The following is an 18118-nucleotide window of genomic DNA, read 5'->3' as shown; positions in this document are numbered from 1 at the left end:
CAACGGACGTAGGATGCCGATGAGCGCAGCGAATCGCATCAAGAGGGCGGGTGTTGTCCCGTGAACGGTGCGTTTCGCGATGCTCAACGCACCCTACGACGCTCTACGACGCGTTCCCCAGCCACCGCCGCAGGCCGCCGCTACGGCGGATCTGGTGCTGGCTGGCCGCAACCAGCGTGCCCGCGCGTGGCTCCAGCAGGCTGAACCAGCGGCTGGCGCGGGTGATGGCGGTGTAGGCCAGCTCGCGGGTCAGGATCGGGCTGTCCGCGTCCGGCAGCACCAGGGCCACATGCTCGAACTCCGACCCCTGGGCCTTGTGCACCGTCAGGGCAAACGCGGTCTCGATGGCCTCCAGGCGGTTGGGCAGCACCCAGCGCACACGCCCGCCGTCCCCGGCGGCCAGGAACGCCACCCGCAGCACCGAGTCTTCGCCCTTGGTGGCATCCGAGTCCGCCTCCGGCTCGCCACGCGCCAGCCAGGCCGGGACGGCCAGGGCAATGCCGATATCGCCGTTGATCAGCCCCAGCGCGTAGTCATTGCGCGTGACGATCACCGGGCGCCCCTCGACCCATTGTCCGCCGGCCCCGGGCCCGTCCATCCGTCCCGCGTCCCCCTCGAGCAGTCCGCGCGCCTGCAAGGCCGCGGCGACGCGCCGGTTCAGCGTCTCCAGCCCCCACGGGCCGCGGCGCACCGCGCACAGGAGCTGGAACCGCCCGTGGGCCGCCAGCACGTCGCGCGCCCAGTCCTCCCAGGCCGCGCGCGGGGCCGCCGGGGCCGGCCGCGCCGCCCGCAGGCCCTCGAGATAGCCCGCATAACCCACCGCCTCGCCCTCCGGCGTGTCCGCGCGCCCGTCCACCGCGAGCGTCACCAGTGCCGGGTCCTCGGGCCCAGCGAGTACCTTTTGCCGGACGGCATCGTCCCCGTCCGGCCCATTCCATGCCTCGCCCGTGTTCACCGCCGCGGCCAACCGCCCGATCCCGCTGTCCGCGCCGAAGCGATGACTCTCGCGCAGCATCACGATGTGCTGGTCCAGCGCCTGACCGGCCGCATCCTGCATCGCCGCCGGTACGGCCATCCCGGTCACGGCCTCCAGCCAGTGCGCGGTCTGCGGCGTGTAGTGCCCGCCCCCGGCGCGGTGGCACAGTTCGCCCAGCACCGCGCCGGCCTCCACGGAGGCGAGCTGATCGCGATCCCCCAGCAGGATCAGGCGCGCCGTGCGTGGCACGGCCTCGACCAGGCTCGCCATCAGCTCCAGGTCGATCATCGAGGCCTCGTCCACCACCAGCACATCCACCGCCAGCGGGTTGCGCGCCCCGTGGCGGAAGTGCCGGGTATCCGGGCGCGCCCCGAGCAGACGGTGCACCGTCACCACCTCGGCCGGCAGGCTCCGGCGCAGCGCGTCGCCATCGGGCAGCTGGTCCAGCCCCAGGCGATCCAGCGCCCCGCTGACCGAGGCATTCAGGCGCGCCGCCGCCTTGCCGGTCGGCGCCGCCAGGCGGATGCGCAGCGGGTCGTCCGGACCCTGCAACCCCTGCAACAACGCGAGCAGTCGCAGCACGGTGGTGGTCTTGCCGGTCCCCGGCCCACCGGTAATCACACTGAAGCCGGAACCGGCCGCCAGGGCACAGGCCAGGCGTTGCCAGTCCGGATCGGTGGCAGCCTCCGCCGGCGGTCCGAACAGATGATCGAGCCAGTCCCGCGCCGCCTGCTCGTCCAGCGCACCTTGCCAGGCCTCGCGGTCCGCCAGGCGCGCGCGGATGGCCTGGCCGATGCGGCGCTCGCTCTCCCAATAGCGGCGCAGATAGACCTGCTCCCCGGTGTACACCAGCGGCGTTCCACCCAATTCGCCCGGTCCGGCCAGGCCACTGTCCTGCAGGGCCTCCGCGACCTGCGCAACGGATACCCCCTGCAGTACCGACGAGGGCCGCGGCGGCGGCCGCGACCCCGGCTCGCCCTCCGGCGGCAGGGCCAGCGTGGCGTCGGGGGCCTGCAGCAATGCGTCCAGTTCCAGACAGACATGGCCGCGTCCGACCTGATGGCTGGCCAGCGCCGCCAGCAGCAGGGCCAGCGGCGACGCCGCCGGGGCCTGCTCGTGCAGGAAGCGCACCAGCGCCCGGTCCACGCCGCGCAGCCAGCCCGCCTCCTCCCACTCGCGCAATAGGTCGAGCACGGCCTCCGCCGAGGCCAAGGTGCCCGTTGTCATCACCGCGCTCATGCCGTCGCCTCCCGGTTCGGGCCGGCCGCCATGCGGTGATCCAGCCATTCAATCAGCGCGCGCGGCGGGCAGTGGTGGAACACCCCGTGCCCCGGCGCATCCACGCCACGCAGGAACAGGTACACCCCGCCACCCATGTGCTGGTCATAGTCGTAGCCCGGCAGGCGCGCGGCCAGTTGGCGATGCAGTGCCAGGGTATAGAGCACCAGCTGCAGGTCGTAGCGGTGTTCCAGCACCGCCGCCTGCAGGCGTTCCGGGGTGTACGCCTGGGCCGAAGTCCCCAGCCAGTTGGACTTGTAGTCCGCCACGTAATAGCGCCCGCCGTGCTCGAAGACCAGATCGACGAATCCCTTCAGCATCCCGTTCAGGGTCACGTTCCCCAGCGGCGGGCGCGGTTGTCCGGGCAGGATCTGCGCGCGGACCCCCTGATCCAGCTCGCCCGCCTGCAGGTTGCGCGTCGGATACAGGAACTCCAGCTCCGGCTGATAGGTGGTCAGGCCGCCCAGACTGAAATGGTCGCCGTCCTCCAGCGGGAAGGCGACCGCAAGCAACTGCTGCATCCAGTCCGCGACCGTCTCCGACCACTCGCTCCAGCCCCGCCGCTCGCAGCGTGTCGCGATCTCCTGCACCATCCGTTCGGGATCTGCCGCCTGCGCAGCGAGGCCCTGCTCCGCCGCCCACTCCAGCAGCCCGTGGAGGAAGGTGCCGGGCCCGGGCCCGCGCGGGAAGGCATGCAGCCCACTGGCCGCGCGCGACTCGGGCTCCGGCGCCTCCAGCGGCGGCCGACTCGCATCCGCCACCCCCTCGCGCAGCACGTCCTCGCGCGCCGAGTCGGGGGCCACCGGCGCGACCCCCTCGTCATGCGCGGCAATCGCACTGTAACTGGCCACCCACCAGCGCTCGAAGCGGCGCGGCGGCGGCACCCGGGCCGGCCCCGTCGCGGTCGTGGCACTGCCCATCTGCGCGGCCACCGCGCGCGCCTCCGGCAGCGCCCCCACATGAATCGCCGATGCGTCGCCGGCTGCATCCCGCAGCGCGGCCTCCAACCCGCTGTCCTGCACCCCCGCGGGTCCGGCCAGCAGGTATCCGGCCGCCGTGCGGTCGAAGTGATTGGTCTTGCTGTTTCCGGAGACGATCGGCGCAATCCCCAGCCAGCAGGCATGCCGCGCGCGGGTCATGCCGACATACAACAGGCGCAGATCCTCGGCCAGGCGCTCGCGCTCGGCGCGCTCGAACACCTCGCCGTCCATGCGGAATACCCAGCGCGCCCCACCCTGCGGCGGATGATCGCGGTAGGGCACGTCCTTGGCCGTATCCGTCTGACGGAAATTGCAGACGAACGGCAGGAACACCAGCGGATACTCCAGCCCCTTGGACTTGTGCAGCGTAACCACCTTGACCAGGTCCTCGTCGCTCTCCAGGCGCAGGACCTGCTCCTCCCCGGTCTCGCCTTCGCCGCCGCGATGTTCCGTCAGATGCCGGATCAGCGCCTGCTCGCCGTCCAGCTCGGCGGCCGCCTGCTGCAACAGCTCGCTCAGATGCAGCAGGTTGGTCAGGGCACGCTCGCCCTCGGCCGTGGCACGCAGCCGGCGCGGGACCTCGAAGTCGTGCAGCAGGCGGCGCAGCATCGGCAACACCCCGCGCGACTGCCACAGCCGCCGATAGTCGCGGAACTGCTCGACGCGGACCTCCCACGCCAGCTCGTCCAGCGTCAGCCGATGCAGTTCGGCCAGCGACTGCCCCAGCGTCGCGGTCGCCAGCGCCGCGCGCAGCAGGCGTTCACTGGTCGGTTCGGCGCAGGCGCGTAACCAGCGCAGCAGGTCTCCCGCCTCGGCGGTCGCATACACCGACTCGCGATCGGACAGGTACACACTGCGCACACCCCGCCGGCGCAGCTCGGCACGGATCGCATCCGCCTCGCCACGCCCGCGCACCAGCACCGCCATGTCGCGTGGCCGTACCCCGGTCAATGCCTCACCTTTGCGGAAGCCACAGCGACCGGCCATCCCGCCGTTGAGCAGTTCCACCATGTAGCTGGCGCAAGCCTGCGCCATGCGCTCGCGATAGGCGCCCTTGGGCACCGGCTCGCCCGGATCAAAGCACCACAGCGTGACGGCCGGCATCGCCTGTCCATCGTTCTCGAAGACCTCCGCACGCCCGTTCGCGTCCACCGGCAGAAACGGCAAGGGGTTCTCCGTTCCCGAGCGGAACAGGAAGGCCCCGTCCTGCCAGCCCTCGGCATGCTGGAACAGCCGGTTCACGCCCTGCACCAGGGCATCGGTCGACCGGAAGTTTCGCTCCAGCGTGTAATGCCGCCCGGCGGTGGCCGCGCGCGCGGCGAGATAGGTATGGATATCCGCCCCACGAAAGCGATAGATCGACTGCTTGGGGTCGCCGATCAGCAGCACGCCCAGATCGCGCGGGTTCTCGTCGATGCGGTAGACGCGGTGGAAGATCCGATACTGCACCGGATCGGTATCCTGGAACTCGTCGACCAGCGCCACCGGAAACTGGGCGCGCAGGGTCGCTGCCAGGTGTTCGCCACCGGGTCCGTCCAGGGCGTCGCGCAGCCGGGTCAGCAGGTCGTTGAAACCCATCTGCGCGCGTTGACGCTGTGCCTGGCGAAACCGCGCGTCCACCTGCCGCGCGGCCGCCTGCAACAGGCGCTCGCGGTCGTCCACACAGACCTCGGCATGATCGTCCAGCGCCGCGAAGGCCGGATGCAGATCGTCCGGCAGCGCCTGCCCCGCCTTCAGCCGCGTCTGCATTCCGGCCGCGCTGAAACGCTCCAGGGGCGAGTCGCCGGAGACCCCGCCTGGTCGCAGTGCGCCGGGGTCCGCCGCCCAGTCGCGCATGGCCCCCAGCAACTTCTCCGGGTTGCTGTACTTCTGCTTGTTCAGCACCGAGTTGCGCAGCGTCTCGAACTGCTCGGCCACCGCCGCGAACGCCTCGCGCCAGGGCCGTTTCATGGCCTCCAGCCGCGCCAGCCGATCGCCCAATGCAGCTGCCAAGCCTTCCGGCGTCTCCAGCTCCACATCCGCCGTGTGGGCCGGGAGATGCCCGACCAGCGGCCGGATCTTCTGCAGCAGGGTGTCGGGATCAGCACCGAAGGCGTTGCGCAGCAGCGCGAGTGGCGCCGCCGGTTGCGGATAGACAAAACGGCGCCAATAGTCGCGCGCCGCGTCCGCCAGCAACTCCTGCTGGTCACTCGCCAGGTCCTGGGTGAACAGGCTCCCGCTGTCGAAGGCATGCTCGCGCAGCATGCGATAGCACCAGCCATGAATGGTGGAGACCGCGGCCTCGTCCATCCACTCCGCCGCCAGCTCCAGCCGGCGCGCGGCGCCCGGACGCTCCGCCTCCGTGTATTCGCGGCGCAACTGCTTGTGGATGTCCTGCACGCCCGGCACCGCATCCGGGTCCTCCGCGCGGAACACGCGCGCGGCAATCGCCAGCGCATCGCGGATGCGCTCGCGCAACTCCTGGGTCGCCGCGTCGGTAAAGGTCATCACCAGGATCTGCGGGGGCGTCAGGGCGCCGGTGCCCTCGGGCAGCTCGCCGTGCCCCAGCACCAGGCGCAGATACAGCGCGGCGATGGTGTAGGTCTTGCCGGTGCCGGCACTCGCCTCGATCAGGCGGCTGCCGTGCAGGGGCAGCCCCAGCAGATCCAACTTGTGGGCGGTCGCGCTCATGCGGGGTCCTCCGCCTGATTCACCACGAAAAACACCGGCCGGTAAATCCGGTCGCGCCAGAAGGCAAAGTCCGGATCGTCCAGCAGGGTCTCGGGGTCGGGCCAGGCACGCGCCAGCGCCGGGCTGCGCGACCATTCGCCGACGGCGAAGTCATTCCCGGCCAGGGTCTTCAGCGCCTCGTCATACGGATCCTTCGACCCCTCCTCCGCCGCGAGCCAGGCAAAGGCGGCGGCGCAGGCCAGCGGCAGCGGCCGCTCCTGGCCGGCCACCCAGGCCTCCAGCAGCGTGCCCAGCAACTCCTCGGCCAGCCCCGGCTCCAGCCCCGGGAGCTCCAGGCGCTTGTCCAGTCCAACCAGTTCGGAGTCCACGCCGCCCGTCCCGGCGTTGGCCAGCAGATGCATCACCCAGGGCGCCATCAGCTTGTCGAAGCGCCACTTCTTGCCATCACCAATGCGGCCCGCGGTGTAGTCGAGACATACCCGCGCCTGCCCGTCGCTGCGCAAGGCGGGTGGCACGGCCTCCAGGCCCCAGTGCTCGTGTTCCAGACGCAGGGGCCGCGCGGCCGGCAACGACTCGGGGTACAGCGCATAGCGCTCGCCGATCCGCTCCAGCAGCCGCGCGGCCTCCTCCACCATCGCGTCGCGCTCCAGCTCGCCTGCCGCCCCCAGCGGCAGCCGGCCCGCGCGCTGCAGCCGGGCCGACTCCGCCTCCAGGATGCTCGGCCAGGCGTCCGCGTCGTCGGTGGTCTCGAGTGCCGCCGCGACCAGTTGCTGACGCACCTGCCACTGCTCCAGCCCGGCCAGACCAAAGGGTTCCAGGTCGTCGCCGGCCTCTTCCTCCTCGTCGAAAAACACCCCCAGACGATGGCGGAAGAACGCCTCCACCGGGAAGCGCAGAAAGCGCGTCAATGCCTCCGGCCCCAGGGCGCGCGGCTCGCGCTCTGCCTCCAGCAACGGAACCGCCGCGGGGGCGCCACCAGCGGCATCCGCCGCAGCGCCCGGCGCCGGATCGTGCACTGCCTCCCACTCCCGCGCGTAGGTAAAGTGCCGATCGCCGGCGGCGTCCGCCGCCGGGAAGTTCACCGGGGAGAACGGCTGCAGCGGGTGCCAGGTGGTCAGGTGGTCCACCAGGGCCGGGCCGGCCTCCCGCCCGTCGGACCCGGCCAGGCCCCAGCCCGCCGCCAGGTGATCACGCAGCTGGCCCACCAGCACCGACGGCGGGCGCGGCTCGTTGTCGCGCACATGCCGCCCTACCCAGCTCACATGCAGTTGGCGCCGCGCGGAGAGCAGCGCCTCCAGGAACAGGTAGCGGTCGTCCTCGCGGCGCGAGCGATCGCCCGGGCGGTAGTCGTTCGCCATCAGGTCGAAATCCACCGGGGTCGGGCTGCGCGGATAGTCGCCATCGTTCATCCCCAGCAGGCAGACCACCTGGAACGGGATCGCCCGCATCGGCATCAGGGTGCAGAAGTTCACCTGCCCGGCGAGGAAACGCTGGCCCACCCCGGAATCGTCCTGGCTGGCCAGCCACTGCTCGCGTACCACCGCCAGCGGCAGCGCCTCTTCCAGGCCGGCCGCCGCGCAGTCCTCGCGCCATTGATCCAGGGCCTCGCCCAGCTGCTCCAGGGTGAACAGCTCGGCATCGGTCTCGGCCGCGAAGAACTGCTCCAGCAGCCCACCCAAATGCACGGCCCAGTCTACCGGCGCATGCGCCTGGCGCAGCCACGCCCAGGCCTCCTCCAGGGCCGTGATCAGGGCGTCCAGCGGCCCCAGCAGCGCGGCACTCAGCCCGCCGATCTCGTCGTAGGGCTCCAGGCCCTGCCACGGACCCTGGTCGCCCAGGGCGTAGCCCAGCAGCATCCGCCGCAGGCCGAAGCGCCAGGTGTTCTGCTCCAGCCCCTCGGGCAGGCCCAGCCCGGCGCGCTGTGCGGCATCCAGCCCCCAGCGCACGCCCGACCCCTCGGCCCAGCGGTGAAGCTGACCCAGGTCCTCCTCCGCGATGCCAAAGCGCCGGCGCACCGCGGGCACATCCAGCAGGTCCAGCAGCTCACTGACGCCCATCCGGCTCTCCGGCAGCGACAACAACTGCTCCAGCGCAATCAGCACCGGATCGCGACCGCGCGGCCCCTGGTCCGACAGCGTGTACGGGATAAAACGCGGATCATCGGTCTCCGGCTGGCCGAACACCGCCTCGATGTGCGGGGCGTACTGATCGATGTCCGGCACCATCACGATCACGTCGCGCGGGCGCAACGACGAGTCGCGCTCGAAGTGATCCAGCAGCCGGTCGTGCAGCAGCTCCACCTCGCGCAGCGGGCTGTGCGCCACGTGGAACTGGATGGAATGGTCCTCCGCCGGGACCGCGGGCCAGGTCTCCCGGGTCTCGGCGAGTGGGCGCAGCTCGCGGATGTCCTCCTGCAGCTGGTGCAGCAGGCAGTCCTCCGGCCCGCGCGTGCCGTGCGGCTCGAAGACGTCCACGCGCTCCCAGTCCAGCGTGCGCAGCACCCGGCCGTAGTGCTCGGGGTCGTCGTGTTCGTCCAGCAGCCCGATGTAGTCGCGTCCCTGCTTGCCCCAGGCCGCCAGCAGCGGGTGGGCGTGGTTGTGCAGCTCCGCCTCGTCGAGGGCCTCGGGCATGCCCGCCTTGCGCGCCTGGCGCCGGCGCGTGGCGCGCAGCAGGTCCTTGTCGGCGACGATGTCGGCCCAGTAGTACTCGCAGGGGTTGTGCACGCAGACCAGCACCTGGCAGAAGCGCGCCAGGCCCTCCAGCGCCTCCAGGATCTGCCCCGGCAGCGAAGAGATGCCGAACACGATGATCCGCCGGGGCAGGCCCGCCGGGGGCTGCTCCAGCGCGCGCACCGCATCCATGTAGCGGGCATGCACGGCCGAGCGACTGACCGCCTCGCGCGCCGCACCGATATCCGCCTGCAGCAAGCGCCACAGCTCGGCCTGCCAGCGCTGCCCTGGGGCCAGCTCGCGCTCCTGCCCGCGGGCGTCGCACAGGATGTCGCGTCCGGCCGCCCAGTCGGTCAGCCAGTCAGCGCGGTACACCTGGTACTGATCGAACAGGTCCGCCAGGCGCTCGGCCAGCTGGAAACGCTTGCGCAGGTCGCCCCCCTGCCCCGGATCGTCGTCCTGCAGGAACTGGCGCAGCGGTGCAAAGGCGTCCTGCGCCAGGCACTCGGGCAACAGGCGCATCAGGCGCCAGGTCAGCGGCCGCTTGGCGTACGGGGATTCCAGCGGAACGGCCTCGGCGCCAAGCACCGCGCGATAGGCCGACCACACGAAGCGCGACGGCAACTGCATGTCCAGCGCCGCCGCGATCCCGCAGCCCGGCGGGTCGGCATCCGGCGGCGCGGCCAGGGCATGCCGCAGCCACTGCGCCATGCCGTTGCTCTGCACCAGGATGGTCTCGTTCTCCAGCGGACCGAGCGGCGCGCGGCGCATCCACTCCACCGCCAGCGTGCGCAGCGACTCCAAGTGATTGCCATGCAGCACCACCATCCCTGGCTGCAACTCGCGCGACTCCACCAACCCGCCTCCTTGATCCATTCGGGAAATGCCGCGCAGGGCCTCAAGGCCCGCGTGGTCCAGATGCGCCTACCCTACCATCCCCAGGCGACGATCCACGTCGCGCCCGACACGCAACCCGGCATGGCCCGCCCGGTCCGCCGCCGACCCGGCGCGCACATCGACCCCAGCCCCCGGGTATGCTGTGCCCGCGATTTTTGTCGGAGACCGTTCGTGACCGAGTTGCAAGCCGGCCTGGGCCTTCTGGTCTTCATTGCGATCGCGTGGCTTTTGAGCGAGCACCGGCGGTCTTTCCCCTGGCGGCCGGTACTGGCCGGCCTGGCCCTGCAATTCGGGATTGCCGCGCTGCTGCTGAACGTGCCGGGCATGCAGCACTTGTTCCTGTGGGCCAACGAGGCCGTGGTCGCCCTGACCGACGCGACGCGAGCCGGGACCACCTTCGTCTTCGGCTACATCGGCGGGGACGAACCCCCATTTGCGACCGAAGGCCACGGCAGCACCTTCGTGCTCGCCTTTCAGGCCCTGCCGCTGATCCTGGTCCTGAGCGCACTCTCGGCGCTGCTGTTTCACTGGCGCATCCTGCCGCTGCTGATCCGCGCCGCGTCCAGGGTGCTGCAGCGGGCCTTCGGGATCGGCGGCGCCCTGGGCGTGGGCACCGCGTCGAACGTGTTCCTCGGCATGGTCGAATCCCCGCTGGTGATCCGCCCCTATCTGCGGGAGATGACCCGCAGCGAGCTGTTCGCGCTGATGGCCGTCGGCATGGCCACCCTGGCCGGCACCATGCTGGTGCTCTACGCCACCATCATCAACACGGTGCTGGACGATGCCCTGGGCCATCTGATCGTCGCCTCCCTGATCAGCCTGCCCGCCGCACTGCTGGTTGCCACGGTGATGATCCCGCCCACCGCACCCTCGACCACGGGCGAGTTGCTGCCCGAACCCGAGCCTGCCAGCAGTTCGATGGATGCCATCACCCGCGGCACCCTGCGCGGGCTGGAACTGCTCTTGCAGATCATCGCGCTGCTGATCGTGGTAATTGCGCTGGTCGCGCTGGTTAACGTCATGCTCGGCGCGTTGCCGGAGGTGGCCGGGGCGGCCCTCAGCCTGGAGCGCATGCTGGGGTGGGTCTTCGCGCCGCTGGCCTGGCTGATGGGCATCCCCTGGAACGAGGCGGTCACCGCCGGCTCCCTGCTCGGGGTAAAGACCATCCTCAACGAGATGGTGGCCTTCCTGCATCTGGCCGAACTGCCGCGCGACGCCCTCTCCACGCGCAGCGAGCTGATCCTGATCTACGCCCTCAGCGGGTTCGCCAACCTCGGCAGTCTCGGCATCCTGATCGGGGGGCTGGGCGCGCTGGTCCCGGAGCGACGCAGCGAGATCGTTGCCCTCGGCATCCGCGCCATCGTGGCCGGCACCCTGGCCACGCTGATGACCGGCGCCGTGGTCGGCATCCTGCACCTGCCCGGGGTCTAGCCCGATGCTCGGCCCGCAACGGACTCGCCAGACGGGCCGCTGCAACATCCTTCGGAGTCGCCCCGTGGACAACCTATTGAGAGATCACACCTAGGGTGAAGGCGTGCCCGGAGCGCTGGTCAGCAAGGCCTCGAACTCGAGCGCCGGCACCGGGCGGCTGGCGTAGAACCCCTGATAGTGGTCACAGCCCAGCTCGCGCAGAACCGCGAGCTGCTCGGCGGTCTCCACGCCTTCCGCCAGCACGGTCAGCCCAAGGCCATGGCCCAGACCAACGATGGAGCGGGCAATGGAGCGATCGTCCGCGCTGCCGGCCGCATCGTCCTCGGCCAGGCCGTCGACGAAGCTCTTGTCGATCTTGAGCGTGTCCACCGGAAAACGCTTGAGCTGCGCCATGGAGGAGTACCCGGTGCCGAAGTCGTCGATCGCAAAGTGCACCCCGCGCTCGCGCAGGCGCATCAGGATGCGCCGGGCCCGGCTCGGGTCCGCCATCAGCGCGGACTCGGTGATCTCCAGCTCCAGTTGATCCGCCGGGAACTCGAAGTCCTCCAGCAACTGGCCCACCTGCTGGTCGATCGGCACCCGCTGGAACTGCAGCGCCGAGACGTTCACCGCCAGGCGGATCGGCGGATAGCCCGCCGCGCGCCAGCGATGGCCCTGCTCGATCACCCGGCGCAGCACCCAGCCCCCCAGCTCCACGATCAGGCCGGTCTGCTCGGCCAGCGGGATAAAGCGCCCCGGCGAGATCGGACCCAGCTCGGGATCGGTCCAGCGCAACAGCGCCTCCGCCCCCAGCAGACGCCCGTCCTCGACGTTGTATTGCGGCTGGTAGTGGACCTCCAGCGCATCCGCCTCGATGGCGCGGCGCAGGCGCGCCGACAGGTCAATGCGCTCGCGTGCCGCACGGGTGAACTCGTCGGAGTAATACCGATAGCTCCCGCGCCCGTCCATCTTGGCCTGTGACAGCGCGGTACTCGCCTGCTGCAACAGGGTGTCGGCATCCACCCCATGGTCGGGGAAGACCGCGATGCCAACCGTCGCGGCAATCTCCATCTCCACGCCGTTGCCGAGATCACAGGGGTAGCCCACCTCGCGGATGATGTTCTCCGCCACCAGCGCGGCGTCGTCCACATGCCCCAGGTTCTCCACCAGCACCGCGAACTCGTCGCTCGCCAGGCGGGCAACGGTATCGGTTCCGCGCCGCCCCACCTGCAGGCGCTCACCGACGATCTTCAGCAAGCGGTCGCCCGCGGCGTGGCCCTGGCTGTCGTTGATGTCCTTGAAGCGGTCGATATCCACGAACAGCAGCGCCAGGTGCCCCTGGCGGCGACGCATCAACGAGATGCCGTGCGTCAGGCGTGCGCGCAGCAAGCGGCGATTCGGCAGCTCGGTCAGCGGATCGTGATGCGCGAGGAAGTCGAGCTCCGCCTCCGACGCCTTGATCCGCGAGATATCCGCGAACACCGACACGTAATGTGTAAGGTGGCCCTGCTCGTCGCGCACCGCGGTAATGCTCTGCAACTCCGGGAAGATCTCGCCGTTCTTGCGCCGGTTCCAGATCTCGCCCTGCCAGTGACCGTTCACCTGCAGCTCGCGATACATGCTGGTGTAGAACGCCTGATCGTGGCGCCCGGACTGGAACATCTTCGGCGTGTGCCCCACCACCTCGTCCTGGGTGTATCCCATCAACTGGGTAAAGGCCCGGTTCACCGACAGGATATGGGCGCTGGCATCCGTAATCACCACCCCTTCTCGGGTGTTCTCGAACACCACCGAGGCCAGGCGCTGCCGCTCTTCCTGTTCGCGCTGTTCGGTGATGTCCCCGACCGTCGCCACCACCCGGTCCAGCTCGCCCTGCGGCGTGCGGCTGCACTTCACGTCGATATCCGCGACCATCACCCGCCCGTCACGTCGTAGCAGGCGCTTCACCACGCTATAGCCCGGACGGTCGCCGCGGCGCATCTCGGCGTCCAGCACCGCCTCGCAGCCACGATCCTCGGGTATGGCCAGGCGGTCCCAGTCCATCGCCGCCAGCTCGTCCGGCCCATAACCCAGCATGTCGGCCAGGCACGCATTCACGCGCTCCCAGCCCTGACCCCGCGGTCCGGAAATCGCCATGCCGACAAACGGCATATCGAAAAAGATCCCGAGCAGTCGATGTTGATCGGCGTGAGCCCGCACCAGGACCAGGTTGCGCCGCAACCACTGCTGACGCCACAGCAACGCCCCCGCCCCGAGCACGACCAGCCAGACGAACAGCGTGGCCCCGGCCGCCCACGCCCCCTGCTGCCGTGGCAGCGCCTGAAGCGCGTCGAGATCGCGCTTCAGCACCAGGTCCCAGCCCGCGGGTGCCAGCCCCTGTACACCGGCAAGGAACGGACTGTCCGCGTCCTCAAAGCGCTCGATCACAACGTCGCCACGGGGATGATCCAGGACCCGTTCGCGCAGCCGGGGGAAGGCCGCAGGCGCCGGGATAATCAGGCCTCCGGACTCGGTGATCCGGGCAATCATGGCGCGCTGGTCGCCCTCGCGCACCACGATATGCGCCTGGGCATCCATGCCGTTGCGATTCTCGGTCAGGGTCAGCAACGGATGCAGGTTCTCGAGCGTCGATGACAGCAGCACCAGTCCCACCACCGGATCCTGCGGCGCCGCCCGGTCGCGCACCGGCACCGCCCAGCTGATCCGCGGGCGCCGGTCCGGGTCCGCGTGCAGGATCGGCTCACTGGTCTCGCCACTGCGGCGCACCTCGCGCAGCACCGCGTCCATCGCGGCCTCGTCGAGGGCACTGCGGCCCAGTTCGATCACCGGCTGACGATCCGCATCCAGCAGGGCCACGCTGTCGTAATTATAAGCCGTGCGCATCAGCTCCAGGCGATCGCGCACCTGCTCCAGCGCCAGCGTCGAACGCCGCTCGAGGGCCGTTACCGCGAACAGGTTGAAGCCCCGCGCCTCGCCCAGAACCATCGCGTCGCCGGTACGCTCCGCCAGCCATTGGTCGATCACGCCGCCCTTCAAAAAAGCCGCGCGTTGCAGATCCTCACGCGCCTGCGATTCGGCGGCGGCCCCCTGCAAATGCCACGCGCCCAGCCCTACGCCTGCGGTGGAGGCGATCACCGCCACGGCCAGCACCAGCCAGGGCCAGGCGCCGAAACGCGCCAGCTCCTCGCGCGCACCCGTACCCGGCGCCTCGTCGCGCCAGGCCGGCAACCAGCGCATCGCAAGATAAAGCAGCGCCCCGGAGACCAGCACGAACCCAAAGCCCTTGCCCAGGTTCACCCGTGTCAGGGCGGTCGTGATGTCCGCCCCCGCCCACCAGGCCAGCGCCACATCGGACAGGGCAATCCACAACAGCCCCAGCACGACATAGGCACCCGCGATCCACCCGGCCGCGAAGCGCCGCGACACCTGACGCCGGGTCGTCATCGGCGGTGCCCGCACGCGCTCGACGCGGACGCAAAAAAGCGCCGCGCCCCGTTTCCGGCTGGCGCGGCGCCCCATCGGGCCGAATCCCTGCTAGTCGCGTCGCTTCTCGTCAATGCCAACGGCATCTGCATCGGGGGACACCCCGTCTCCATTCAAGCGTTCATTGCACATTCCAGGGGAACCGGCGGGCCGTCATCCCTCGACCCCAACAACAAGGGACCCGCCGAAGCGGGCCCCATTGCACCGGGCACGTCAGATCCAATCCAGCCTGACGCCCGGCCTGCGGTACAGGACTGTACCGGATTGCGTTACTCGGCGATGGCCCGCTCGATAATCGCCTCGATCTCCTCGGAAGACTTCTCCATCACCTCGGCCACGCCTTCCGGCATCATCGGAAGGAAGTCCGGGACATTCATCCGCGAGATGAACACATCCCCCTGGCTGTCCTGATAAACGCTCACCCGGCAGGGCATGAAGGCGGAAACCGGGCGATACGCATCCTCTTCCAGGATCTGGGCGCTGTAGCGCCCGCTGCACACGTCCAGGATCACCACCGGATCAATGGTGAAACCGCGCTCGGACAGCGTCCCGGCCATGTTGTTGCGGTTCAGGATGCTCCAGCCGGCCTCGGACGCCTCGCGCTCGAACGCGGCCAGGGTTTCCGGGAACGAATGCGGGCTCTGCGTCACCTTCACCATCTCCGGCTGCTGGTCGCCATGGTTATCGGCCTGCGCCGCACCGACGAACGCCAGCGCCAGCAGCATCGCCACCAGTGCGAGGAACCGCGGGCCGTGGCGCATGGTCATCACTTTAGAATGCATCATGGTTTCTCCTTTCCCGGGAAGCGGGAATGCTCGTGATCGGCTGCCTCTTCGGTACGTTGGAGGCAGCAACGGTTATACAGGATAGCGCCCAACGAGCCCGGCTATCTTGATGCAGGTCAACCGAACACGAATCAGACCCGTTCTACACGGGCACAACCGACGTCACCAACATCGCAACCAGGAGATCGACATGGAAGCCACACTGAAGGACGGAACGGTCACCCTGAAGATCGACAAGAAGACCGCGAAGGGCATCGCCGAAAACATCACCGAGCTCGAAGGCGAGATCAGCAACGGCGCGCGGGCACTGGGCTCCGTGCTGCAAGACGGCATCTACGAGCTGGAAAACGAATTCCGCCAGCCGCCGCATGCCTTCGACGAGCAGGCCCCCAAGCAGCCCTCCATCGAGGACTGAGCCCGCCGCCGCAAAGGCATCATCGACTCACCACAAGACACTAAGGAGCAGCACATGCACCTGGAAAAAGCGGAAAACGGGGAACTCGTCATCACCATGCCCCAGGCGGAAGCCGCCGACGCCCTGGCCACGCTCAAGAAGCGCGCCGACGAACTCGACGAGTGCGAGGAGCTAACCGAAGCCCTGGAAAACGCCGGCATCCAACTGCCCGAGCAACCGGACCACATCCGCCACGAATACATGCCCCCGGCGGACCACTGATCCGGCACCCGCCCCACACCCCGTGGGGCCGGCCCGGTGCCCCCCCCTGCAAGAGACCAGGCCCCTGGGCGATACGGGTCCAACCAACCCGCAATCGCCGAGAGGCTCGGCTCCTGCACGGCCCGGAGCCACAACAGGTGCGAGGCCCGACCCTCGTGGGAGCGCCGCAGTCCGCGCCCCCCGCCAGACCCGACCCCTGCACACCCCCGGATCCTTCTCCTCGCGACCACAGCCCTTAATCCCGCCATCGCGAGGAGCAAAGCAACGTGGCGATCTCCTCGATCGACCCAAACGCCCGCCCATTAGCCCGGCCGTACTACCCGGCACGCCTCCAGGCTCCGAGACCCCGAATCACCGGAGAAAAGCCTGTAACGGCGCCTCCTACCCATCGGAAAGCCACGTCTCCTTCCCAAGACCCGCAAAGAGAAAGAGCCGCCTCGGCGTCCATGCCCAGGCGGCTCTTTCGGGGGCATCCTTGTCCCCGCGGCAAAAATTAACACAGCGACAAAATTATTCCATCCACACACCAGGAAAATACGTCAGCGGTCGATTTCCACCTCTGAGCGGTCATTTCGCCTCCCGTCGCAGCCCGTGATTCGCGACCCAACGCACTTCTTCCGCCCGTACTGCCCCACCGTGGCACCCGAACCACCGAGGCCATCCCACCAGGGCGCCAGGCCTGAACCCGGCATCCCGAAGCCGCTTCCCCACCTCGTCAATCCGGGGCGGGCCCTCCCCCGTCATCGCGAGGAGCAAAGCGACGTGGCGATCGCCTCGAGCGCCCCAAGCACCCGCCCATTGCCTGCGACCGTAACGCCCCACCCGACATCCCGGCCTCAACCGCACCACTACAAAATGTCATCCCGGCCGCAGCCCCAACCCCGTCATCCCGGCCGCAGCGCCCCTACCCCGTCATCCCGGCCAAAGCGCAGCGAAGAGCCGGGATCTCCAGCGCAGGATCCACCCAATGCCCAACAATCTCGAATCGCCGCCGAAGGGCCAGCAGTCGCGGGCCAACCTGCCCGAAAGCCGGGCTTCCTTCACCACACCCAGAAAGAGAAAGAGCCACCCCAGCATCCTTGCCCGGGCGGCTCTTTCGGGAACGTCCGTGTCCCCGCGACAGAAACTAGCACATAAAGTAGAGGATTCCAGCCCCGCAGCAGAAAAACCCGCCAACGGTCCATGTCCGCCTGTCAACGGTGGATTCGCAGGGTCTCATGGGGCCCACACACGGCTGCCCTGCCCGTTTCTCCGATCCCGCATCCCGGAATTGCGGGCGCCGAGCACCGGCCCTGGAGCACATGCGATCCAGGCCGGGGACGAACCCCCGCAACATACTCAAGCGGCTACCTCCACTCCAGCCGCAGCGCGCCCCCGTCATCCCGGCCGTAGCGCAGCGAAGAGCCGGGATCTCCACCGCGTGACTCACCCCCAACGCACGAGATCCCGGCCGGCTACCTGCGCCGCGCTTTCCGGGATCGCGAAGGATGGGAATGTGGCTTTCCGGCGGGGGTGAAGCTCCCCCGAAATCCCGGGGCCAGGGCACCCTCTAGTGGTCCAGAGCCTGAACCGCCACCGGGGCAAGGCACCCACCGGCGAGCGCCCAACAACACTGAATCCTGCGGCACAAGGCCCGACCCCCGGATAGGCGCTCAGCGCTCGGCGCGACCCCCCGCGCGTCGCAGCCCCATCAGCCAGGGTGCAGCCCACATCTGCGATGCATTCGATGGATCGCCTCGGTCCGGGCGGCCCTCAGCCCTGCAACAGCGCCTGCGTATCCGGGTCCAGGGCCCCCCAGTGCTGGCGCAACCGCTCGGCCAGGTCCGCCGGCTCCAGCAGCATGACCGGAACGGACAAGTCCGCCGCACGCTCCCGCGCCTCGGCCGAAAACCCGCCGGGGCTTACGTACATCCCTCGGTCCCCGGCACGCCGACCGCTGGCAAAGGCCTCCAGCTCGTCCAAATCCGTTTCCGCCGACGGATCACGCGCCACACCCACCACCAGCCGCGGCAGGTCTTCGCCACCCGCCGCAGGCACCATCACCCGCTCCAGCCACGGGCGGGCATCCTCCTCCGGCACCGCGACCTCGACATACCCCATAGCGCGCAGCAACCCTTGCACCAGCCGAACGCGGTCCGCAGTCCCCAGTTGTTCCAATCGCTCAGTCCAATCGTCCATCTTGATCGCCCTCCCGGAGTGCCCACACCCCAAACGCTACCGGAACCTTGCCGAATGTACACGCCCGAATCGAGTTTCCACGCAGCCAACGCGCGGTGACGCCCATGCAGGCTCGC

9 protein-coding genes are annotated in these 18118 nt (G+C 69.4%); 3 read left to right on the top strand and 6 right to left on the bottom strand.

Annotated elements, in window-relative coordinates; genetic code table 11:
• Positions 1-103: 103 nt before the first annotated feature.
• From recD to recC, 3 genes are read right to left on the bottom strand one after another with little or no spacing between them, the layout of a single operon-like run.
• Positions 104-2215, bottom strand: a complete 2112-nt coding sequence (recD, locus tag F622_RS0109595; protein WP_019571828.1) for an exodeoxyribonuclease V subunit alpha — start codon at positions 2213-2215, stop codon at positions 104-106.
• Complete coding sequence (gene recB, locus F622_RS0109590) at positions 2212-5904, bottom strand: exodeoxyribonuclease V subunit beta (protein ID WP_019571827.1); 3693 nt, start codon at positions 5902-5904, stop codon at positions 2212-2214. Before recB ends, recD begins: the two co-directional genes overlap by 4 nt.
• Positions 5901-9401, bottom strand: coding sequence for an exodeoxyribonuclease V subunit gamma (gene recC / locus F622_RS0109585; protein WP_038096322.1), 3501 nt, complete (start codon positions 9399-9401; stop codon positions 5901-5903). Before recC ends, recB begins: the two co-directional genes overlap by 4 nt.
• A 240-nt stretch (positions 9402-9641) precedes the next feature.
• Between recC and F622_RS0109580 the strand changes: the two genes are divergently transcribed.
• Complete coding sequence (locus F622_RS0109580) at positions 9642-10901, top strand: NupC/NupG family nucleoside CNT transporter (protein WP_019571825.1); 1260 nt, start codon at positions 9642-9644, stop codon at positions 10899-10901.
• Positions 10902-10991: 90 nt separating this feature from the next.
• Here F622_RS0109580 and F622_RS0109575 read toward each other — a convergent pair whose 3' ends face one another.
• Positions 10992-14324, bottom strand: a complete 3333-nt coding sequence (locus tag F622_RS0109575; protein ID WP_026331560.1) for an EAL domain-containing protein — start codon at positions 14322-14324, stop codon at positions 10992-10994.
• Between the two features lie 308 nt (positions 14325-14632).
• Positions 14633-15130 carry a DUF302 domain-containing protein gene (locus F622_RS0109570; RefSeq protein ID WP_018169562.1) on the bottom strand — a complete coding sequence of 166 codons (498 nt, stop codon included), beginning with the start codon at positions 15128-15130 and terminating at the stop codon, positions 14633-14635.
• 208 nt (positions 15131-15338) lie between these two features.
• Between F622_RS0109570 and F622_RS0109565 the strand changes: the two genes are divergently transcribed.
• Positions 15339-15563: a hypothetical protein gene (locus F622_RS0109565; RefSeq protein ID WP_018169561.1), complete on the top strand. Its 225-nt coding sequence runs from the start codon at positions 15339-15341 to the stop codon at positions 15561-15563.
• A 54-nt stretch (positions 15564-15617) separates the two neighbouring features.
• Positions 15618-15824, top strand: coding sequence for a hypothetical protein (locus F622_RS0109560; protein ID WP_018145901.1), 207 nt, complete (start codon positions 15618-15620; stop codon positions 15822-15824).
• Between the two features lie 1752 nt (positions 15825-17576).
• On the opposite strand, the gene F622_RS0109555 is transcribed toward F622_RS0109560, so the two are convergent.
• Positions 17577-18002: a restriction endonuclease gene (locus F622_RS0109555; protein WP_018169560.1), complete on the bottom strand. Its 426-nt coding sequence runs from the start codon at positions 18000-18002 to the stop codon at positions 17577-17579.
• Positions 18003-18118 lie beyond the last annotated feature (116 nt).

Origin of the sequence: Thioalkalivibrio sp. ALMg3 (assembly GCF_000381225.1) — a bacterium.
In the GTDB taxonomy this organism is placed as follows: domain Bacteria; phylum Pseudomonadota; class Gammaproteobacteria; order Ectothiorhodospirales; family Ectothiorhodospiraceae; genus Thioalkalivibrio; species Thioalkalivibrio versutus.
The sequence above is the reverse complement of the archived record's forward strand: the minus strand, read 5'-3'. Positions and strand labels throughout refer to the sequence as shown.